Origin of the sequence: Adlercreutzia sp. ZJ304 (genome assembly GCF_011039075.1) — a bacterium.
GTDB lineage: Bacteria > Actinomycetota > Coriobacteriia > Coriobacteriales > Eggerthellaceae > Adlercreutzia_A.
The window spans coordinates 150216-166905 of sequence record NZ_JAAKEG010000004.1; the positions used below are offsets into that span (position 1 = coordinate 150216).

A 16690-nucleotide genomic window follows, 5' to 3' on the forward strand; every position below is an offset into this window, starting at 1 on the left:
TATTTTGGTTACAAGTCTAAAGCAAATCTATTCTACCTCTAGCAAATTAACAATTACCATAGGTCTTTGTTTTGTGCGTTCCCAAAGAAGCGACATAACGCAATCGCGCGCAGCTTTGCGAACATCTTTCAAGCAAGAATCTTTTTTGCCAAGAGATCGTTTTATAGTGCCTTCTACAGTGTCTCGCACTTCGTCTGTTAGATACGAATCATCTCCCCCCGTTATGCCATGCATTTCTAAAACCGGGCGACCTAAAATTGTCCGGTTTTTCATAGAGATAGCGCATGCTAAGCTGGCGAAACCCTGATTGCCTAATTCGCTTCTTTCGTTTAAGACGTCTTGCGAAGTGTCTCCAACAGATAAACCGTCAACATACACAATGCCCGACTGAACACTTTCTCCCTTTTCAACTCCATTATGAGAAAGCGTCAAAGAGTCACCGTTCTCAAGAATAAAGATGTTTTCTTCGGGAACTCCTGTGTCGCTTGCCAATTTTGCGTGTGCCCGCAAATGTGCAGCTTCGCCATGTACAGGCAAAAACGCTGTTGGTTTCACAATGCTAAGAACAAGTTTTAACTCCTCAGCGCCAGCATGTCCAGAAACATGCACCCTAGCACGCGATTTGTCATACACATCGGCACCTATTTTTGCTAGTGAATTCACTACACGTGTGACAGCCTTTTCATTACCCGGAACAGGTGTTGCAGATATTATTACCGTGTCCCCAGCTTCAATGTCTATCGTTTTGTGTTCACCATTAGCTATGCGCGCAAGTGCAGAAAGAGGCTCTCCTTGACTGCCGGTGCACATAATAACAACTTGTTCTGGAGGAATATCGTTTATCTCGTAGGCATCTATAAGGTCATCATCGCTAATTGTTAAATACCCTAGTTTTCGCGCAATATCTGTGTTTTGAATCATGGAACGCCCGGTGACAACCACCTTGCGCCCCGATGCCACAGCAGCGTCGCAAATTTGTTGCATTCTGTGAATATGGCTTGCGAAAGAAGCTATAATAACGCGACCTTTTGCCCGGGTAATTATTCGCGAAAGCACCTTACCGACTTCTGCTTCTGAAGGGGTGAAAGTTGGGTTCATCGCATTTGTAGAATCTGACATCATAAGATCTACGCCGCGTTCGCTAAAGCGAGCAAGAGCGGCGAAATCGGTAGTAATTCCATCTATAGGAGTTTGGTCTAGCTTAAAGTCGCCCATATGCAAGACATTTCCAGCAGGACTTTGGATGAAGGCTCCAACAGCCCCGGGAATTGAATGGTTTACCGCAAAAAAATCAACCATCATGCAGCCGAGTTTTATCTGTTGACCCGGTTTTATTTCTACCAGTTTTGCATTTTTTATCTTATGTTCAGCAAATTTTCCTTCAATAAGACCAAGGGTTAATTTGGTGCCATAAATAGGAATTGTGCGGTCAAGATCCTTCATAAGATAAGGTAGCGAGCCTGTATGGTCTTCGTGTCCGTGCGTAATTATTATTCCGCGCAATTTATCAGCATTTTCAAGTACATACGTATAATCTGGCAGAATCAAATCAATGCCCGGATGATCGTCGTCTGGAAACATTAGACCAGCATCGTCTAATATCATGTCGTTTCTACATTGAAACACTGTCATATTTTTACCTATGGCATCCAGACCACCCAGCGGTATTATTCTTAACTGTGCATCAGTGTTATTTTTGTTGCTTCTGAACTGCCGCTTATTTTTGGTATAGCGGTGCTTTTTGTTGCTGTCGTGTTGTCCATCACGCGATAAATGTGGACGTTTATGTTCTATGCTAACGTGCTTGTATGAACTAGTATTTTTCTTTGTATTCTGGTCTACCGTGTGCTGTTGTGAGGAATTTTGACCATTTGCTTTATTGGGTTCATGTCGTTTTTTGTTTGCATTTTGTCGCGACGTATACGTATGTTGATTATTTTTCTTATCGGGGTTTAACCCGTTATTGCTAGACATCTTACTCCTTGTTAAGTTCATATAACCCGCAATGGGGCGCTAGATTATTAATCAAGCACCCCAACTTCACGCATAATATCTTGCAGCTGCTTCGACTGTTTAGGTGTTGCATCTACAAGCGGAAGACGTACACCACCGACAGGGAATCCAGCAAGTTTTAATGCTTCTTTTACAAGAATTGGGTTGGATGTTGCAAACAGACCCTCCATCAAAGGCATAAGGGCATTATTTGCCGCAGACGCAGCATCCCAATCACCATTAGCGCATAAATAGCATATTTCGCGCATACGATCAGGTGCAACGTTACCTATAGTTGATATAACGCCCGAACCGCCAAGTTTCATTATGTCGAGCGTAGCCGAGTCGTCGCCAGAATACACATCAAAATCTGCAGGCATGTTATCTATTATTGTTTTTATTTGAGCCATATCGCCAGAAGCTTCTTTAATTGCAACAATATTGTCGCAATTATGCGCAAGTGAAAGCGTAGTTTCAGCGGTCATATTAATAACGCAACGACCCGGAATATTGTAGAGAATTATTGGCAAATCTAGCGCATCGGCAATAGATTTAAAGTGCGCATACAAGCCTTCTTGGGGCGGTTTGTTGTAGTAAGGAACAACGCACATAAAAGCGTCTACACCTAATTTTTCCACATCGCTTGCAAAAGAGATTGTGTCGGCAGTGCAGTTGTCGCCCACATTAGCAATAATAGGCACACGACCTTTAGCTGCCGATAGAGCCACTCGGAATAAATCCATCTTTTGCGGATAGAAGACCGTAGGGCTTTCACCTGTTGTGCCGTTTATAACCAATGCATCGCTGCCGCCTGTTATAAGCCTATCCACAAGCTGCTCTGTGCGTGCTAAATCTAATTCTCCGCTTTCATCAAAAGGAGTTACCATAGCGGGTATCATGCGTCCAAAACGCGGTTGTAGTTGAGACATATTTATGCTCCTATGCGCAGCCATTTTGTGCTATTCCCTAAATTATAGATTAGCCTATAGCTCCATAATGTTCTCAAGTCCGACAACAAGTCCTTCTAATGCCCCCACCGAACGTATTCCTAGCAAAACGCCGGGCATATATGATTCGCGATCCCAAGAGTCATGCTTTATTGATAATACTTGTCCAAGAGAGCCAAAAATGACCTCTTGACTAGCCACAAAGCCGTTTGATCGCACAGAATGTACGGGAACGCCATTTACAAGTGCGCCTCTGGCACCTTTTGCCTCGTCTAGTTCGGTTTCGCTTCCCGGGGCTGTGCTAGAGATGCCGCCTCTGCCCTCTGATATAAGGCGAGCAGTTAACATGGCAGTACCAGATGGTGCATCTTTTTTGTTACAGTGGTGAAATTCCACAATTTCGGCCTCTGGAAAATACGGCGCTGCCGCTTTTGCAAACTGCATCATAAGAACTGCCCCAGTTGTAAAGTTGGGCGCAAAGAACAAGCATGCACCATCGATGGCTTTGGCGGCAAGTTCTTCTAACTTGGCATTAGAAAGACCAGTAGTACCTACAACGCAATCGACTCCGTGCGAAAGTGCGCAAGCTACATTGTCGGCAACAGTTGTTGGCTGTGTAAAATCAACCATTACATCAACATCGATAGACGACAGCGCCTCTTCTACTTCGTGATATACAGGAAAAGCATCTGTATTGCGGTCAGCTTTTAAGTCGATGCCGCAAACAATTTGCATATCGTCTGCGGCATTTACTGCGTTAACCACCGCACCTCCCATGCGGCCGAAGCATCCCGCTACTGCTACCTTAATCATTGGACTTATGAGAGCGGCGCGGAGTGCGACTGCCCTGCCCGGGACGCGGTTTATCGTTATTGTTGTGCTTGTTGTTGTTAGCTGATGCTGGAGCATCCGGCTTATCTAGGCGGTCAAGCGAAATTTTGCCAGTTTTCGAATCTACCTCAAGCACTTGCACCTTCACTTTGTCGCCCATTTGAAGAACGTCTTCAACCTTAGCAATGCGACCATTAGCAACGCGCGATATATGCAAAAGTCCATCTTTGCTGGCAGTTAATCTTACAAATGCCCCAAAATCCTTTATCCCTACAACTTCACCATCGTAAATTTCGCCAACTTCGGGTTCTTTAACTATGTCGATAATCATAGATTTCGCGGTATCACCGGCAGCTCTATCAATCGCACCTATATGAATTGTGCCATCTTCTTGTATATCTATTGATGCACCAGTTTCTTCTTGGATACTGCGAACAACCTTACCACCGCTACCGATAACATCGCGAATCTTATCCACTGGGATAGTTATGGTTTCAATGCGCGGAACAGTGTCGCGAACTTCTTCTCGCGGCTTAGATATAGCCTCTGTCATGGCGTTGAGGATGAAATGGCGACCATCGTGGGCTTGTTGAAGTGCGCGCGAAAGAATATCAATGGTAAGACCTTTAGCCTTATTGTCCATCTGAAGTGCAGTAATACCTTTTTCGGTACCGCAAACCTTGAAATCCATGTCGCCTAGGAAGTCTTCAATTCCTTGAATATCCGTCAAAATAACGGTTTGGTCGCCTTCTTTGATAAGACCCATAGCTACACCTGACACAGGTGCTTTAATGGGTACACCTGCGTCCATAAGTGCCAAAGTTGAACCGCAAGTAGATGCCATAGAAGACGAGCCGTTAGATTCCAAAACTTCACTAACCACGCGAATAGCGTAGGGGAATTCTTCTTCATCGGGAATAACTGGTAAAAGTGCGCGCTCAGCTAAAGCACCATGACCTATCTCGCGGCGCTTAGGTGCTCCCATTCTGCCCACTTCGCCTGTGGAATAAGGCGGGAAATTGTACTGATGCATATAGCGCTTACCCTCTACAGGATCTATGGTGTCTAAGCGCTGCCATTCGTTTAGCATACCTAAAGTGCATATACTCATAACCTGTGTTTGACCACGCTGGAACAAACCTGAACCATGTACTCTAGGCAGATAGCCGGGCACTATATGTAAGGGACGAATTTCATCAGGATGGCGACCATCGGCACGCTCGCCCGTCTCAATAATCATCTTGCGCATAGCTTTTTTCTCAAGCGATTTTAGCTCTGCGGCGATATCGCTTCCCCACTCAATCAGTTCTTCTTCTGTGAAGCACTCTTCTGTGATGGATGCTTTCAAAAGCTCAACTTTTTCAATACGAGATTGCTTGTCGGCATCTTTCAAGCAAGATTCCATATCGCCAAAATAAGGCTGTATTCTTTCAGCAATTGCGGGATCTGCCTCATGGATTGTATATTCCATAGGTACCGGGTTAACTTTAGCTACAAATGCAGCTTGTTTCTCGCAGAATTTAGCTATGGCTTCTTGCGCGAAAGCCATAGCGTCAAGCATGTCTGCTTCCGATATTTCTTCAGCGCCTGCTTCAACCATTGATATATAGTCAGCGGTGCCAGCAACAGTAAGTTCTAAATCGGATACTTCCATTTCGGAATAAGTTGGATTCACAATAAATTCGCCTGTGTGTTTATTGCGCCCTATACGCACGCATGCTGCAGGACCATCAAACGGTGCGCCTCCAACCATTAAAGCCGCACTAGCACCAGCTACACATATCGTGTCAGGCGGATTGTCATTATCGACAACAAAAGTTGTCGCAACTATGTGTACCTCATTTTTGTAACCATCGGGAAAACCCGGACGAATAGGTCTGTCTATCATTCGTGCGGTCAAAGTTCCTTTATCGGAAGGCTTGGCTTCACGCTTTAGATATCCGCCCGGTATGCGTCCAACCGCATACATTTTCTCCATAAAATCGACTGTTAACGGGAAAAAGTCGTAATCTTTTTGCTGTTTCGATACAACAGCAGTAACAAGTACGCTTGTTTCTCCACATGTGCATAAAACAGCGCCCGTGGCCTGCTTAGCAAGTTCGCCTGTTTCCAGACGATAGTTCTTTCCGTAGAGCTCGAATTCTTCTACGATTTTTGTCATTCTTTTCTTTCCTTCTCTGCGTAGATGGCCTTATTGCCATCACCTTCTGCGGCCCCATGCCGCTTTGTGGCTTTATGCCATTGCGACGGGACCCGCTTCTGCGGGTCCCGAAAAGCATTTAGATATTGTCGCGAATGCCCAGTTTCTTAATCAGGGTACGATATTCATCGATATCGCGATTTTTGATGTACTTCAAAAGACCGCGTCTCTTACCAATTAGCTGCATAAGACCGCGGCGTGTGTGGTTATCTTTCTTATGTACTTTCAAGTGCTCGGTAAGGTTTCTGATGCGTTCTGTAAGAATAGCAACTTGTACTTCTGCGCTGCCTGAATCGGCATTGCCCTTGCCAAATTCCTTAATAAGCTCGGCAGTTTTTTCTTTAGTGATACTGTACTTGTTGGACATTCTATCCACCTTTCATATATGCCTGTTAGGCTTTTCTTATACTTTCATCTCTGGGCGAACAAGCTGTGGACAACATGAAAGCCAAGCGATGAATTCGCTGCAAAGTGCAGCCTTAAAATGATACTTCAAAGCAGCCTACTATTCAAGATTAAGCGCCGTATTCTCTATATCCAAAAGAAAATCAAGCGATTTTAATCTAGTTCCCACATGAAATTTATTCCAATCGCGGCATAACTCTAACACGCTAATCGCAAATGCCTTGTCGGCAGGAGTGTCTGCGATGTTTTTATATCGCGCCTTTAGAAGTGAAGCTGCCAATGCAATAACTTCGCCGTTAACAGGATAAGCGTTTTGAAGATTTGCGCATGTGGCGCACAGCCCACCACCATCAGATAATGAAAAGTAAACTTCTTTGCCGCCATTTTTCTCAAGACTGATATCGCATATTGCACAGCTATCTAACTGTGGCATAAGTCCGGCAAATGAAAACAATTTCAAAAGTGATGCTGCGCATATATAAAGTAATTGCGCATTGTCGCATTTGCTCATAATATCGAAAGTAGCCATTAGCAAATCATAGAGACGGGGATGTTTTAATTCTGGTTGTGTTAAATGTTCAGCTAATTCAGCGACACACGACGCACAGGCAGATTTTTCTATATCGTTGCTAAAATTAATATGTGAAACGTTTAGTCTGGCTTCCTTGATAATATCTAAGCTGCGCCCACGAGAACATAGCAAATCAACACTGTTATATAGTTCCAGTTTTCCAGCAAAAGCTCCACCCGGCTTGCGAGCACCTTTTGCTACGGCGCGCAGTTGCGACCCATCTCTAGACAACATGGTAACAATGATGTCCGATTCGCCTAGCTTGGTTTTCTTAAGAATAATTGCCTCTACATTGTAAGTAGGTTGTGCCAAATTATGATCCTTGCTTTATCGGCGGTTCTATTGAAGATATTTGATTAGAATCGGTCCATACAATAGAGCCATCAACTACTTCATAATTACCGTAGCGCGTTTCAGTTTGCGTGCCAAACCATGTAACGGTTTGTATGGGACGCACCGTTATAGAAAACTTACAAGTATTACCGCCTTCAAATGTAACGTTGTTGACCTTACTCATTTCATAAAGGGAACCATTCATAGTAATAGCAGGCGTATTATTGAAGAAATCCTTAGTTAGCTGGATTAGCTCGCTCGATCGATTATGGGCAATATATACAACTACTTTCGATCCGGAATTGAGAGGCGATCCTGCTTCAGGGTCGGTTTTTACAACTTGCCCTTCGGGCGCATCTTCAGTGTTGTACTGTTGAGTGCTGACACTATAGCCCTCCGCTTCTAGTGCAGCTTGCGCCTCGTCTTTCGTTTTGCCGCTTACATCTGGCACGCGGAAAGGTTCTGCCACTTCTATAGTTATGCGTGCATCCGCCTTAGCCCGTGTAGATGCATCAGGATTAACGCTTAAAACAGTATCGGTTTTTTCATTAGATTTCTTGTACGTAATTTCATAATTTGTAAAACCGGCTTCGCGCATAAGCGATTCGGCTTCCTCTAGCGGTTTTCCCACAACATCGGGAATAAAGCGGGCAATAGAAATCCTAAGCGTAACTGTTGTTTTTTCGGGAGCGCGCGTACCGGCTACAGGGTCGCTAGATAAGACAATTCCCTCAACCTCATCAGATATAACTTCTTCTATTTGCACGCCAAAACCCGACTCTTGTATTGCATATGTTGCATCCACCTGTGACATACCGGAAACATCAGGCACAACGCGCCCTCCCCAGAACTGCGCAAAATACGTTACAGCGACAGCTGCCGCAATAAGTAAAGCTAATATAGCCAAAATGATTCCGAATTTTTTTCCGCTGAAGTGGTGTTTGCGCTTTGCAGCAACTGGTGGGTTTTCGTCAATTCGATAATCGCGCGAAGCAACCTCATTTAATAAGTTTGGAGATGAAGGTGCATCGTTAGACTCAATTGGTTTTGTTGGTGCATTGGAGTTTGATTCCTCAAAATCATCCTCAAAATCGTCTAGTGTAAGAAGCGTAATAGCATCTGAAGAGAAGATATCGTTTTCGTTATCATCAAAACTTACAGTAGGAATGAAGCCTTCGTCTATCGTAAGGCTTTCGCTATTCAAATCAATCGTGTCAGCATTTTCAAAGTTATCGTCTTCATAATTTGCAGCAAAAGGTTCACGTACAGTTGCTGTTGGTTTAACTGAAGGCAGTTCGTATCCGCATTCGTCGCAGTATTTCGCAGCGGACCTATTGGGAGTTTGACAATTAGGGCAGATCATTTGGGCTTTGCTCCGTTTTATGTATATTAGCGCCTATATCCTAGCAATATTCTATATTAGATGAAGCCTATTTCGAGCAAGACTATTCACCATAACCAAAACGCCTGATTTGGTTAGCATCGCGTCTCCAGTTACGTTTGCATTTTACAGATAAATCTAAAAACACGCGGCACGATAAAAGCTGTTCTAGGTCGGCTCTAGCCTGTATTCCAATTTCGCGTATAGCTGCGCCTTTATGTCCAATAATTATTCCTTTTTGGCTTTCGCGTTCTACATAAATTGTGGCGAAAATACGCATTAAATTTTTCTTGCGCACATATTCCATCTGCTCTACAGCCACTCCTATTGAATGAGGCACTTCATCATGGAATTCGCGCAATATTTTCTCACGTATAAATTCAGCGACCATAACTTCTTCAGAAAGGTCAGTTTCCATATCGTCTGGAAACCATTTAGGTCCTTGCACTAAATAGCTACTAGCAAGTTCAATAAACGAGTCAACGCCTGATTTTGTTTTGGCAGATAGTGCAACGATGCCATCCCAATCTGTCAATTTTTCAGCTGAAGCTAACTGTGTTTCCAGTTTCTCTTGTGAAATAAGATCGGTTTTTGTTAAGACGCAAATTTTAGTAGCGTGCACTTTATTCAAAAGATTTGCTACCCACTCATCTCCACGACCAATAGACTTGCTGGAATCGATTAACATACATGCCACATCTACATCCAAAAGAGCGTTTTCAGCAGATATGTTCAACTCCTCGCCCAGCGCATCGTGCGGTTTGTGTATTCCGGGAGTGTCAACAATTACCATCTGATAACTGTCGGTTGTAAGTACGGCACGAAATCGATGTCTTGTTGTCTGCGCGGTATTGGATGTAATAGCAATCTTTTTACCCATAATTGCATTTAATAATGTAGATTTACCGGCATTTGGTCTGCCGATAAAGGCAACAAAACCAGACCTAAAGTCTTGTTCTACATTTCCTTGCATGCCGCCCATTTCGGGGTGTTCGGCAAAATAAGCATCTAAATCCATGTGTATTACCTATCCAGATATAAAAGCACCTACGATGTAAATAATGCGGGGAATGTAGACGATAGCTGCAACAATTAACGATCCGATAGCCGCTATATATACAGCTCCGGCTGCGCAATCTTTAGCGCGCATTGCAAGAGCATTCCACTCGGGCGACACCATATCAACTACCGATTCGATAGCGGTATTTAACACTTCTAGCGACATAACAATTGCTATACATAAAACGATAGCGAGCCATCCTGCTTCTGAAACCGAAAGAAGGAAACCCAACAATACAGCTGCGATAGCAAAACATGTATGCACTTTTAAGTTTTTTTGCGTAGCGAAGGCATACATTATGCCCTTACGAGCGCATCTAAGAGCGCATATAAATGGAAATGTAGATTTATCCCCTGCGTGCCGAACGAATTTTCCATCTTTGTCGCAGAGCGACCGATACTGCTTTTCGGTCATTTACAAATCTCGTTTCTCCATCGTTTAAGAAGTTCATCTTCGCGAGCTTCCATTATTTCGGCTTCATCATCAACAATATGATCGTAGCCGCAAAGATGCAGTAACCCGTGCACCAAAAGCAATTCGATCTCTTGCTGGAATGTCTGTCCAAATTCAGATGATTGCGCCTCGGCAACATCAACAGCAATTACCACATCTCCCAATTCGTAAACTGGGTTTTGCGGCAATAGCGTAGCCGATAGATCGTCTTCTACAGAATCGCACTCAAATGAAAGAACATCAGTAGGTCCGCTTTTGCCTCTGTATTGCGAATTTAGCTTTGCCATAGTTTCGTTATCGACAAATGTTATTGAAACCTCAGTAGTAAAGGGCTTTTGCTCTTCGGCGATAATATATTGCGCTAATTGTTGTATAGGCATGTCTTCTAGGTCTTCTTTGCGATAGTCGAAAGCGACCAGTATATCCATCGTTACTCCTCTGAGGCTTTATCGTATGCAGCCACTATTGCTGCAACTAAAGAATTACGTACAACATCTTTACCTGAAAAAGTGCAAAATTCTATATCGTCAACATCGGCTAATACACGTTTAGCTTGAAGAAGCCCAGATGAGCCCGTAGGCAAATCTGTCTGGGTTTCGTCACCTGTTATTACCATCTTAGAACCAAACCCAAGTCGCGTTAGAAACATTTTCATTTGTTCGGGTGTGGTATTTTGCGCCTCATCCAAAATTATGAAACTATCGTTAAGAGTGCGCCCGCGCATAAATGCAAGTGGTGCTATTTCGATAACACCTTGCTCTAGCAAAGAATTTGTATGTTCGGGATCTGTCATATCGAAAAGAGCGTCGTATAAGGGACGAATGTAAGGGTCTACTTTTTCCGTAAGTGTGCCCGGTAAGAAACCTAAATTTTCGCCCGCTTCAACTATTGGTCGCGAAAGGATTATGCGACCAACTTCCTTGTGCTTTAGTGCGCTTATTGCCATAGCCATTGCAAGATAAGTCTTACCTGTGCCAGCCGGACCAATGCCAAAAGTTATCGTATTATTTCTTATTGCGTCTACATAGCGCTTTTGACCAGCAGTTTTAGGTCGTATAGCATGTCCTCTGTGCGCAAGCAGAACATCTTTGCGCAGCGCAGACGGACTTAACGCATCAGAGCGCACCAATTCAATTAGATGGCGAACATGCTGTTCGTCTAACAATATGGAGCTCTGCGCATTCTTTATCATGTCATCAAAAATTGCAGTAGCGGAATCTACCTCAGATGACACACCTTCAATTGATATAACATTGCCACGTAAAGTAATGCGCGCATCTATAGAGTCTTGTATTAGCCGCAGCAAAGCATCTGCATGCCCAGAAATAGATGCCACATCGACATCTGCTGGTATTTGTAATTCTGTATGGATAATTTCTGCCATGTTTGTAATTGTATCATCTACAAAAAGCGATACACTTGTATGCTCTTAATCAACTGTGCGCAATTCTGGTTTTAATAAAACTTCAACAAAATTGCCGGGTGAATAAGTTTTTGAAACCTCCACTTCGTAATAGCTTTCAGTACATGCGCGCCCACAAATTTCAACAACTGCACGCTCAGACGTATTGCACCTACTAAGATAGTCCTCTTCTCGCAATTTTGCAGAAAGCTCTCTTAATTCAGTTGCTCTAGCAGCTTTAACAGCCGATTCAATTTGATCCTTTCTAAGCGCGGCAGGTGTGCCAGCTCTCATGGAATATGGAAACACATGCATTTTTGAAAACTTCGATGCCTTTGAAAGGGCAATGGTTTGCTGAAAATCTTCGTCAGTTTCTCCGGGAAAACCTGCAATTACATCGGTTGAAATGCTAATAGTGGGAACAGCACTTCTTATTTGACATATAAGTTCACTGAAAAATTTTGCATCATAGGGACGTGCCATTTCGTGTAAAACTTTGTTGCTGCCCGATTGTAGCGGAAGATGCAAATGCCTACAGACGCGACCTTTAGATGTTGCCAGTAGCTCTATGAGAGATTCATCCACATCGCGAGGCTCTATACTAGACACGCGAAAACGAGGACTTCTGCCCGCGCTATCTGTTATGTTTGAAGTTTCCTCTAGCAGTATACGAAGCAACTCGGATAAGTTAAGACCATCTAAATCGTATGTTCCCAGATTAATACCGGAAAGTACAATTTCTTTGACGCCCGACTGCGCAAGCGATACACAGTCTGAAATAATTTGTTCGCTAGGACGGCTTTTAGCTACACCACGAGCAACATGGACTATGCAGTAAGTACAAGCATTATTGCAACCGTCTTGAACTTTTACTCCAACGCGAGCATGCGTAGAACCTGCTAAACATATATGTGAGGTTGCGCTATCTATTAAGCCGTGCAAATGATGTAAGACTTTTTCCTTTGGAACAACCTCAACTCTAGTATCCATTTCTAAAAATTCATTTGCCGAAATAGCCGATGCGCATCCAGTGACCAGTAATTCAGCAGAGGGATTGCCGCGCAAAGCGCTGCGAACCACCTTACGTGTCTTCTTCTCTGCCTCGGCTGTTACTGTACATGTGTTAATTATTATTAAATCGGCATATTCAGGCGAAACTTTTTGTGCGCCGGATGAAGTAAGGAAATTCTCATAAGAATCAGATTCAACTCTGTTTACTTTGCAACCAAGGTTTATAACGGAAAACCTCATCGCCTACTCCGAATACTTGAATTGCCCAAACCGCCAAGTTCGTATATTGCAATAGCGCTGGCAACAATTCCAGCAGTTTCGGTACGCAGTATTGTTGAGCCTAAACTTACGAGATGCGCTTCGCTATTACATGCAAGAATTGCATCTACTTCGCTTTTTTCAAGTCCGCCTTCTGGACCAATAACTAAAGCTATATTAGCAGCGTTTGGTTTATTGCTTAAAGCCTGCCCAATGCCTATTGCTTGCGCGGCTTCCTCCCAGCATACAAGCACAATATCCATTTCAGATAGCGTATCTATAACAGCACTTAAAGCCATAGGGTCAGATATATGAGGAATGCTAGACCGACCCGATTGCATAGCAGCACTTTTAGCAATTGTAAGCCATCGTTGGGTTTTCTTCTTCGCTTTGTCGCCTGCAAGTTTTACGACCGTGCGCGAACACTGCATTGGAATAATACGCGCTACTCCAAGTTCAGTTGTATGGCGAACTATATCATCCATTTTGTCAGCTTTTGCGATGCCCTGCACAAGAGAAATATTCCATGCTGGAAGATTGGTCTGTACATGTTGACATATACGCACAATCATTTCAGACCCATTGAAATTTACAACTTCGCATTCGAAATAATCTTGCGTAGCATCTATAACAGCTATATGCTCGTGACATTTTATGCGTAATGCGCGCGCATGTTTTAAGTCGTCAACTGCAAGGCGCAATACGAACTCAGGGGCTGTTTCATCTACCAACGCCTGATCGTCTAAGAAAAAATGATGAAGTGACATACTAAATGAAAGCCTCACGTAGTTTTTGTAGCGGCGACTTTACTTCATTGTATTCTTCGCCCATTTCTTCAGCCAGTTTTTCTAATAATTCGCGCTCTTTTTTAGACAGCTTCTTAGGTATGTTGATAGATACGTGCGCATAAAGATCGCCGCGAGAATCACTTTTAATCTTTGGCATACCGAAACCTTTAATGCGCAAAACATCTCCATTTTGAGTACCGTGCGGAACTTTGATAGATACTTCTTCGTCTTCAAGAATGCCATCTATTAAAACTGTCGATCCTAGCGCTGCTTGCACCATAGAAATATCAATTTGGGCATGCAAATTATCGCCATCACGCTCGTAGTATTCATGCGGCTGCATGCGAATAGTTACAATCAAATCGCCAGAGGGCGCACCCTGCAATCCCGCTTCGCCGTAATTAGGAACACGGAGTTGCTGACCATCGTGGATTCCTGCAGGTATTTCTACAGAAACGCGTTGTCTATCTGGAATACGACCTTGTCCGCCACATTCTTCACATGCGCCTTCTATGCTCTCGCCTGTGCCATTACACTTCGAACAAGTCTGAGACGATTGCATATCTCCCAAAAATGTTCGTTGTACTGTAACTACGCGTCCGGTGCCTTTGCATTCAGGGCATTGTACGCTTTTGCCATCTGGACCAAGACCTGTGCTATTGCAATCGGCGCATGGTGCTAATCTATCGTATACGATCTCTTTTTTTACACCTTTGGCTGCTTCTTCCAGAGTAATCTTTAATCCGATACCCATATCTCGACCATCTTTGCGCACCTGACGCGCAGCGTTTGCGCCAAAGCCGCTAAAGAAAGACGAGAATATGTCGCCCATTCCACCGAATCCGCCACCGAAAATATCTTCAAAATCAACGTATCCACTACCTCCCCCGGCAGCCCCGGGAATGGTACCAAAACGATCATATTGCGCTCTTTTAGATGCATCAGAGAGCACATCGTATGCCTCGTTTAATTCTTTGAATTCATCTTCTGCATTTGGAGATTTATTAACATCGGGATGCAATTCGCGAGCGCGTCGCCTGTAAGCCTTCTTTATTTCGGTTTCATTTGCATCACGAGAAACGCCTAAGATTTCATATAGATCTTTCGTAGCAGTTGGCATATTGTGTTTTATCCATTCTCTCCCATTGCGTCTCGTGCTGCTCTTACTGCACGAATAACGCCTGTGTAATCCATACGTGTAGGTCCTATAACGGCTACAATTCCCTGAGCAGATCCTCTACCATATACTCCGGTAATAACCGAAACGCCAGAGAGCCCAGCAGATGCGTTTTCGCTTCCGATGCGCACCATTATATTGCCGCTGCGCTGCCCTTCGTCATTGAATACGCTAAGCAATACCGATTCATCTTCTAATATTTCCATCAGGGGTAATAAGGTAGACGAATCTTGAAACTCCGGTTTTCGCATCAATGCGGAAAGACCCATTCGTGAAATCTGGCGAAGATGAGTTTCTCCTTCATCGGGCGGTAAAACCAAAGATAGACAATCAGTTAAACGAGCAAGTTCGGCAGAAGTACGCTCCATAAGTTCATCCAAAACGTCGGCACTTTTGCGCAATTGCTCTACAAGTGAGCGATGTGGATGATCGTCTTTAAGCGCACCCGATGCTATTAGCTCTTCAACGTAAGCGCGATATCCCGCATCAGTGGGAATGCGTCCTGCAGATGTGTGTGGCTGCTGGATGTAGCCTTCGTCTTCTAGGGCAGATAGATCGTTTCTGACCGTAGCAGAACTGACACCTAAACCATAATGTTCAACTATGGTTCGCGACCCTACGGGCATAGCATGAGCTATATATTCTTCTATGAGCGCCCGTAAAACCTGCTGTCGCCTATCGGAGAGCATCTTCCTCGCTTCCAAAATTCAAACTATTGTATACAGTGTGTCTTATTTTAGCAGCCGAAGGTCTAGAGTGCTAATTATTGATTAGATAAATCTAAAAGTGCTCCATAAAGATGATTGCCGCACAGCCAACCGCGCTTTGTTGGTTGCCATCTATTGTCGGCATGCTCCAAAAATCCATCTGCAGCTAAGTCTTGAAAAGCTTGCATAGCTTGCGGAAGAATCAATGCAGCTTCATTCAATTTATCATCTGATACACCTTTAGCCATTCTCATTGCAAGCATAAGATCTTCTGCCACCATTTGAGAGGCATTCAGATCGTCTACTACATGATTATCTTGTACTCGCATACGCCGACTAGCATTTTGGGTCATAGTGGTGGCGGAAAATCCAATACCTAAATAAGGAATTCCTTGCCAATATGAACAATTATGTCTGCTTTCGTATCCGGGTATTGCGTAATTGGCAACTTCGTAATGCAAAAATCCACTTTGACGTAAAATGCGACTGGCTTCTTCCATCATATCGGCTTGTAAGTCTTCATCAGGCTCGGGAAACATGTTGGCACAAATCATATTATTTAGTGGAGTATGCTCTTCTACGCTAAGTGGATAGATGCTTATGTGCTTTACTCCAAGTTCTATCGCTTGGCGCACATCTGATATAAAACTATCAAGGGTTTGCCCGGGAAGTCCGCACATCAAGTCTACGCTTATGTTCTCGAATTTGCGCTGCGCTGTACGTATTGCGCGTACTGCTTCCTCAGAATTATGCGCGCGTCCAATTAACGACAATAAATTATCATCGAAACTCTGTACACCCAACGAAAGCCTATTTACGCCAAGCGCCCACAGATCATCCACCATTCGTTCATCCAATGATTCTGGATTTGCCTCTACGGTGCACTCTACGCTAGGCGTTAGATGCATGCTAATTCCAAGCGCATACAACAAACTTGTTAAGTTTGCATTTCCTGCATGCGTGGGTGTGCCACCTCCTATGTAAACAGTTTCAATTGAAGACAGTTCACCTGCTTTGGAAAATTCGCGAATCTTTGATATAAGATCTTCAAAGTACTCTGTTATTTCAGGGGAAGAACTATCTTGGGCTTTTGTTGCGAAATCGCAATAGATGCACCTACTTTTACAAAAGGGAATATGGATATAGAGAGCTTTGTAAGGATCGTGTGGCATGC

The 16690-nt window shown here is 43.8% G+C and carries 16 protein-coding genes; all 16 read right to left on the reverse strand.

Going from position 1 to position 16690, the window contains the following annotated elements; genetic code table 11:
• Positions 1–27: 27 nt before the first annotated feature.
• Complete coding sequence (locus tag G7Y46_RS02930) at positions 28–1974, reverse strand: ribonuclease J (protein ID WP_165060205.1); 1947 nt, start codon at positions 1972–1974, stop codon at positions 28–30.
• A gap of 47 nt (positions 1975–2021) precedes the next feature.
• Positions 2022–2921 (reverse strand): 4-hydroxy-tetrahydrodipicolinate synthase, encoded by a 900-nt coding sequence (gene dapA, locus G7Y46_RS02935; RefSeq protein WP_165252325.1) that lies wholly within the window; start codon positions 2919–2921, stop codon positions 2022–2024.
• A gap of 54 nt (positions 2922–2975) precedes the next feature.
• On the reverse strand, positions 2976–3752 hold the full coding sequence (gene dapB, locus G7Y46_RS02940) for a 4-hydroxy-tetrahydrodipicolinate reductase (protein WP_165252327.1): 777 nt from the start codon (positions 3750–3752) through the stop codon (positions 2976–2978).
• On the reverse strand, positions 3745–5931 hold the full coding sequence (locus tag G7Y46_RS02945; protein WP_165252329.1) for a polyribonucleotide nucleotidyltransferase: 2187 nt from the start codon (positions 5929–5931) through the stop codon (positions 3745–3747). The genes dapB and G7Y46_RS02945 overlap by 8 nt, the downstream gene beginning before the upstream one ends.
• A gap of 118 nt (positions 5932–6049) precedes the next feature.
• Positions 6050–6337 (reverse strand): 30S ribosomal protein S15, encoded by a 288-nt coding sequence (gene rpsO / locus G7Y46_RS02950; protein ID WP_165060216.1) that lies wholly within the window; start codon positions 6335–6337, stop codon positions 6050–6052.
• A gap of 138 nt (positions 6338–6475) precedes the next feature.
• Entirely contained in the window at positions 6476–7258 is a 783-nt protein-coding gene (gene recO / locus G7Y46_RS02955) for a DNA repair protein RecO (RefSeq protein WP_165252331.1), read from the reverse strand.
• 1 nt (position 7259) lies between these two features.
• On the reverse strand, positions 7260–8642 hold the full coding sequence (locus G7Y46_RS02960) for a PASTA domain-containing protein (protein ID WP_165252333.1): 1383 nt from the start codon (positions 8640–8642) through the stop codon (positions 7260–7262).
• An 82-nt stretch (positions 8643–8724) separates the two neighbouring features.
• Positions 8725–9633, reverse strand: coding sequence for a GTPase Era (era, locus tag G7Y46_RS02965; RefSeq protein ID WP_165252455.1), 909 nt, complete (start codon positions 9631–9633; stop codon positions 8725–8727).
• Between the two features lie 54 nt (positions 9634–9687).
• Positions 9688–10134 carry a diacylglycerol kinase family protein gene (locus tag G7Y46_RS02970; RefSeq protein WP_165252336.1) on the reverse strand — a complete coding sequence of 149 codons (447 nt, stop codon included), beginning with the start codon at positions 10132–10134 and terminating at the stop codon, positions 9688–9690.
• The gene (ybeY, locus tag G7Y46_RS02975) at positions 10131–10601 is read right to left on the reverse strand and encodes an rRNA maturation RNase YbeY (protein ID WP_165252345.1); all 471 of its coding nucleotides are present in this window, start codon (positions 10599–10601) and stop codon (positions 10131–10133) included. The genes G7Y46_RS02970 and ybeY overlap by 4 nt, the downstream gene beginning before the upstream one ends.
• Positions 10602–10603: 2 nt before the next feature.
• Positions 10604–11557 (reverse strand): PhoH family protein, encoded by a 954-nt coding sequence (locus G7Y46_RS02980; RefSeq protein WP_165252347.1) that lies wholly within the window; start codon positions 11555–11557, stop codon positions 10604–10606.
• Positions 11558–11602: 45 nt separating this feature from the next.
• Positions 11603–12826 carry a MiaB/RimO family radical SAM methylthiotransferase gene (locus G7Y46_RS02985; protein WP_165252349.1) on the reverse strand — a complete coding sequence of 408 codons (1224 nt, stop codon included), beginning with the start codon at positions 12824–12826 and terminating at the stop codon, positions 11603–11605.
• Entirely contained in the window at positions 12823–13611 is a 789-nt protein-coding gene (locus G7Y46_RS02990) for an RsmE family RNA methyltransferase (RefSeq protein ID WP_165252351.1), read from the reverse strand. The genes G7Y46_RS02985 and G7Y46_RS02990 overlap by 4 nt, the downstream gene beginning before the upstream one ends.
• 1 nt (position 13612) lies before the next feature.
• A complete protein-coding gene (gene dnaJ, locus G7Y46_RS02995) occupies positions 13613–14752 on the reverse strand; it encodes a molecular chaperone DnaJ (protein ID WP_165252353.1) in 1140 nt (379 codons plus the stop codon).
• An 8-nt stretch (positions 14753–14760) separates the two neighbouring features.
• Entirely contained in the window at positions 14761–15498 is a 738-nt protein-coding gene (locus tag G7Y46_RS03000; protein WP_165060234.1) for a DeoR family transcriptional regulator, read from the reverse strand.
• 74 nt (positions 15499–15572) lie between these two features.
• Positions 15573–16688 carry a radical SAM family heme chaperone HemW gene (gene hemW / locus G7Y46_RS03005; RefSeq protein ID WP_165252355.1) on the reverse strand — a complete coding sequence of 372 codons (1116 nt, stop codon included), beginning with the start codon at positions 16686–16688 and terminating at the stop codon, positions 15573–15575.
• Between the last annotated feature and the right edge of the window lie 2 nt (positions 16689–16690).

Excerpts from the sequence above, each read along its gene's own strand:
- G7Y46_RS02930 (WP_165060205.1), bottom strand. The coding sequence starts at position 1,974 with ATGTCTAGCAATAACGGGTTAAACCCCGATAAGAAAAATAATCAACAT.
- dapA (WP_165252325.1), bottom strand. The coding sequence starts at position 2,921 with ATGTCTCAACTACAACCGCGTTTTGGACGCATGATACCCGCTATGGTA.
- dapB (WP_165252327.1), bottom strand. The coding sequence starts at position 3,752 with ATGATTAAGGTAGCAGTAGCGGGATGCTTCGGCCGCATGGGAGGTGCG.
- G7Y46_RS02945 (WP_165252329.1), bottom strand. The coding sequence starts at position 5,931 with ATGACAAAAATCGTAGAAGAATTCGAGCTCTACGGAAAGAACTATCGT.
- rpsO (WP_165060216.1), bottom strand. The coding sequence starts at position 6,337 with ATGTCCAACAAGTACAGTATCACTAAAGAAAAAACTGCCGAGCTTATT.
- G7Y46_RS02960 (WP_165252333.1), bottom strand. The coding sequence starts at position 8,642 with ATGATCTGCCCTAATTGTCAAACTCCCAATAGGTCCGCTGCGAAATAC.
- era (WP_165252455.1), bottom strand. The coding sequence starts at position 9,633 with ATGCAAGGAAATGTAGAACAAGACTTTAGGTCTGGTTTTGTTGCCTTT.
- G7Y46_RS02970 (WP_165252336.1), bottom strand. The coding sequence starts at position 10,134 with ATGACCGAAAAGCAGTATCGGTCGCTCTGCGACAAAGATGGAAAATTC.
- ybeY (WP_165252345.1), bottom strand. The coding sequence starts at position 10,601 with ATGGATATACTGGTCGCTTTCGACTATCGCAAAGAAGACCTAGAAGAC.
- G7Y46_RS02980 (WP_165252347.1), bottom strand. The coding sequence starts at position 11,557 with ATGGCAGAAATTATCCATACAGAATTACAAATACCAGCAGATGTCGAT.
- G7Y46_RS02985 (WP_165252349.1), bottom strand. The coding sequence starts at position 12,826 with ATGAGGTTTTCCGTTATAAACCTTGGTTGCAAAGTAAACAGAGTTGAA.
- G7Y46_RS02990 (WP_165252351.1), bottom strand. The coding sequence starts at position 13,611 with ATGTCACTTCATCATTTTTTCTTAGACGATCAGGCGTTGGTAGATGAA.
- dnaJ (WP_165252353.1), bottom strand. The coding sequence starts at position 14,752 with ATGCCAACTGCTACGAAAGATCTATATGAAATCTTAGGCGTTTCTCGT.
- G7Y46_RS03000 (WP_165060234.1), bottom strand. The coding sequence starts at position 15,498 with ATGCTCTCCGATAGGCGACAGCAGGTTTTACGGGCGCTCATAGAAGAA.
- hemW (WP_165252355.1), bottom strand. The coding sequence starts at position 16,688 with ATGCCACACGATCCTTACAAAGCTCTCTATATCCATATTCCCTTTTGT.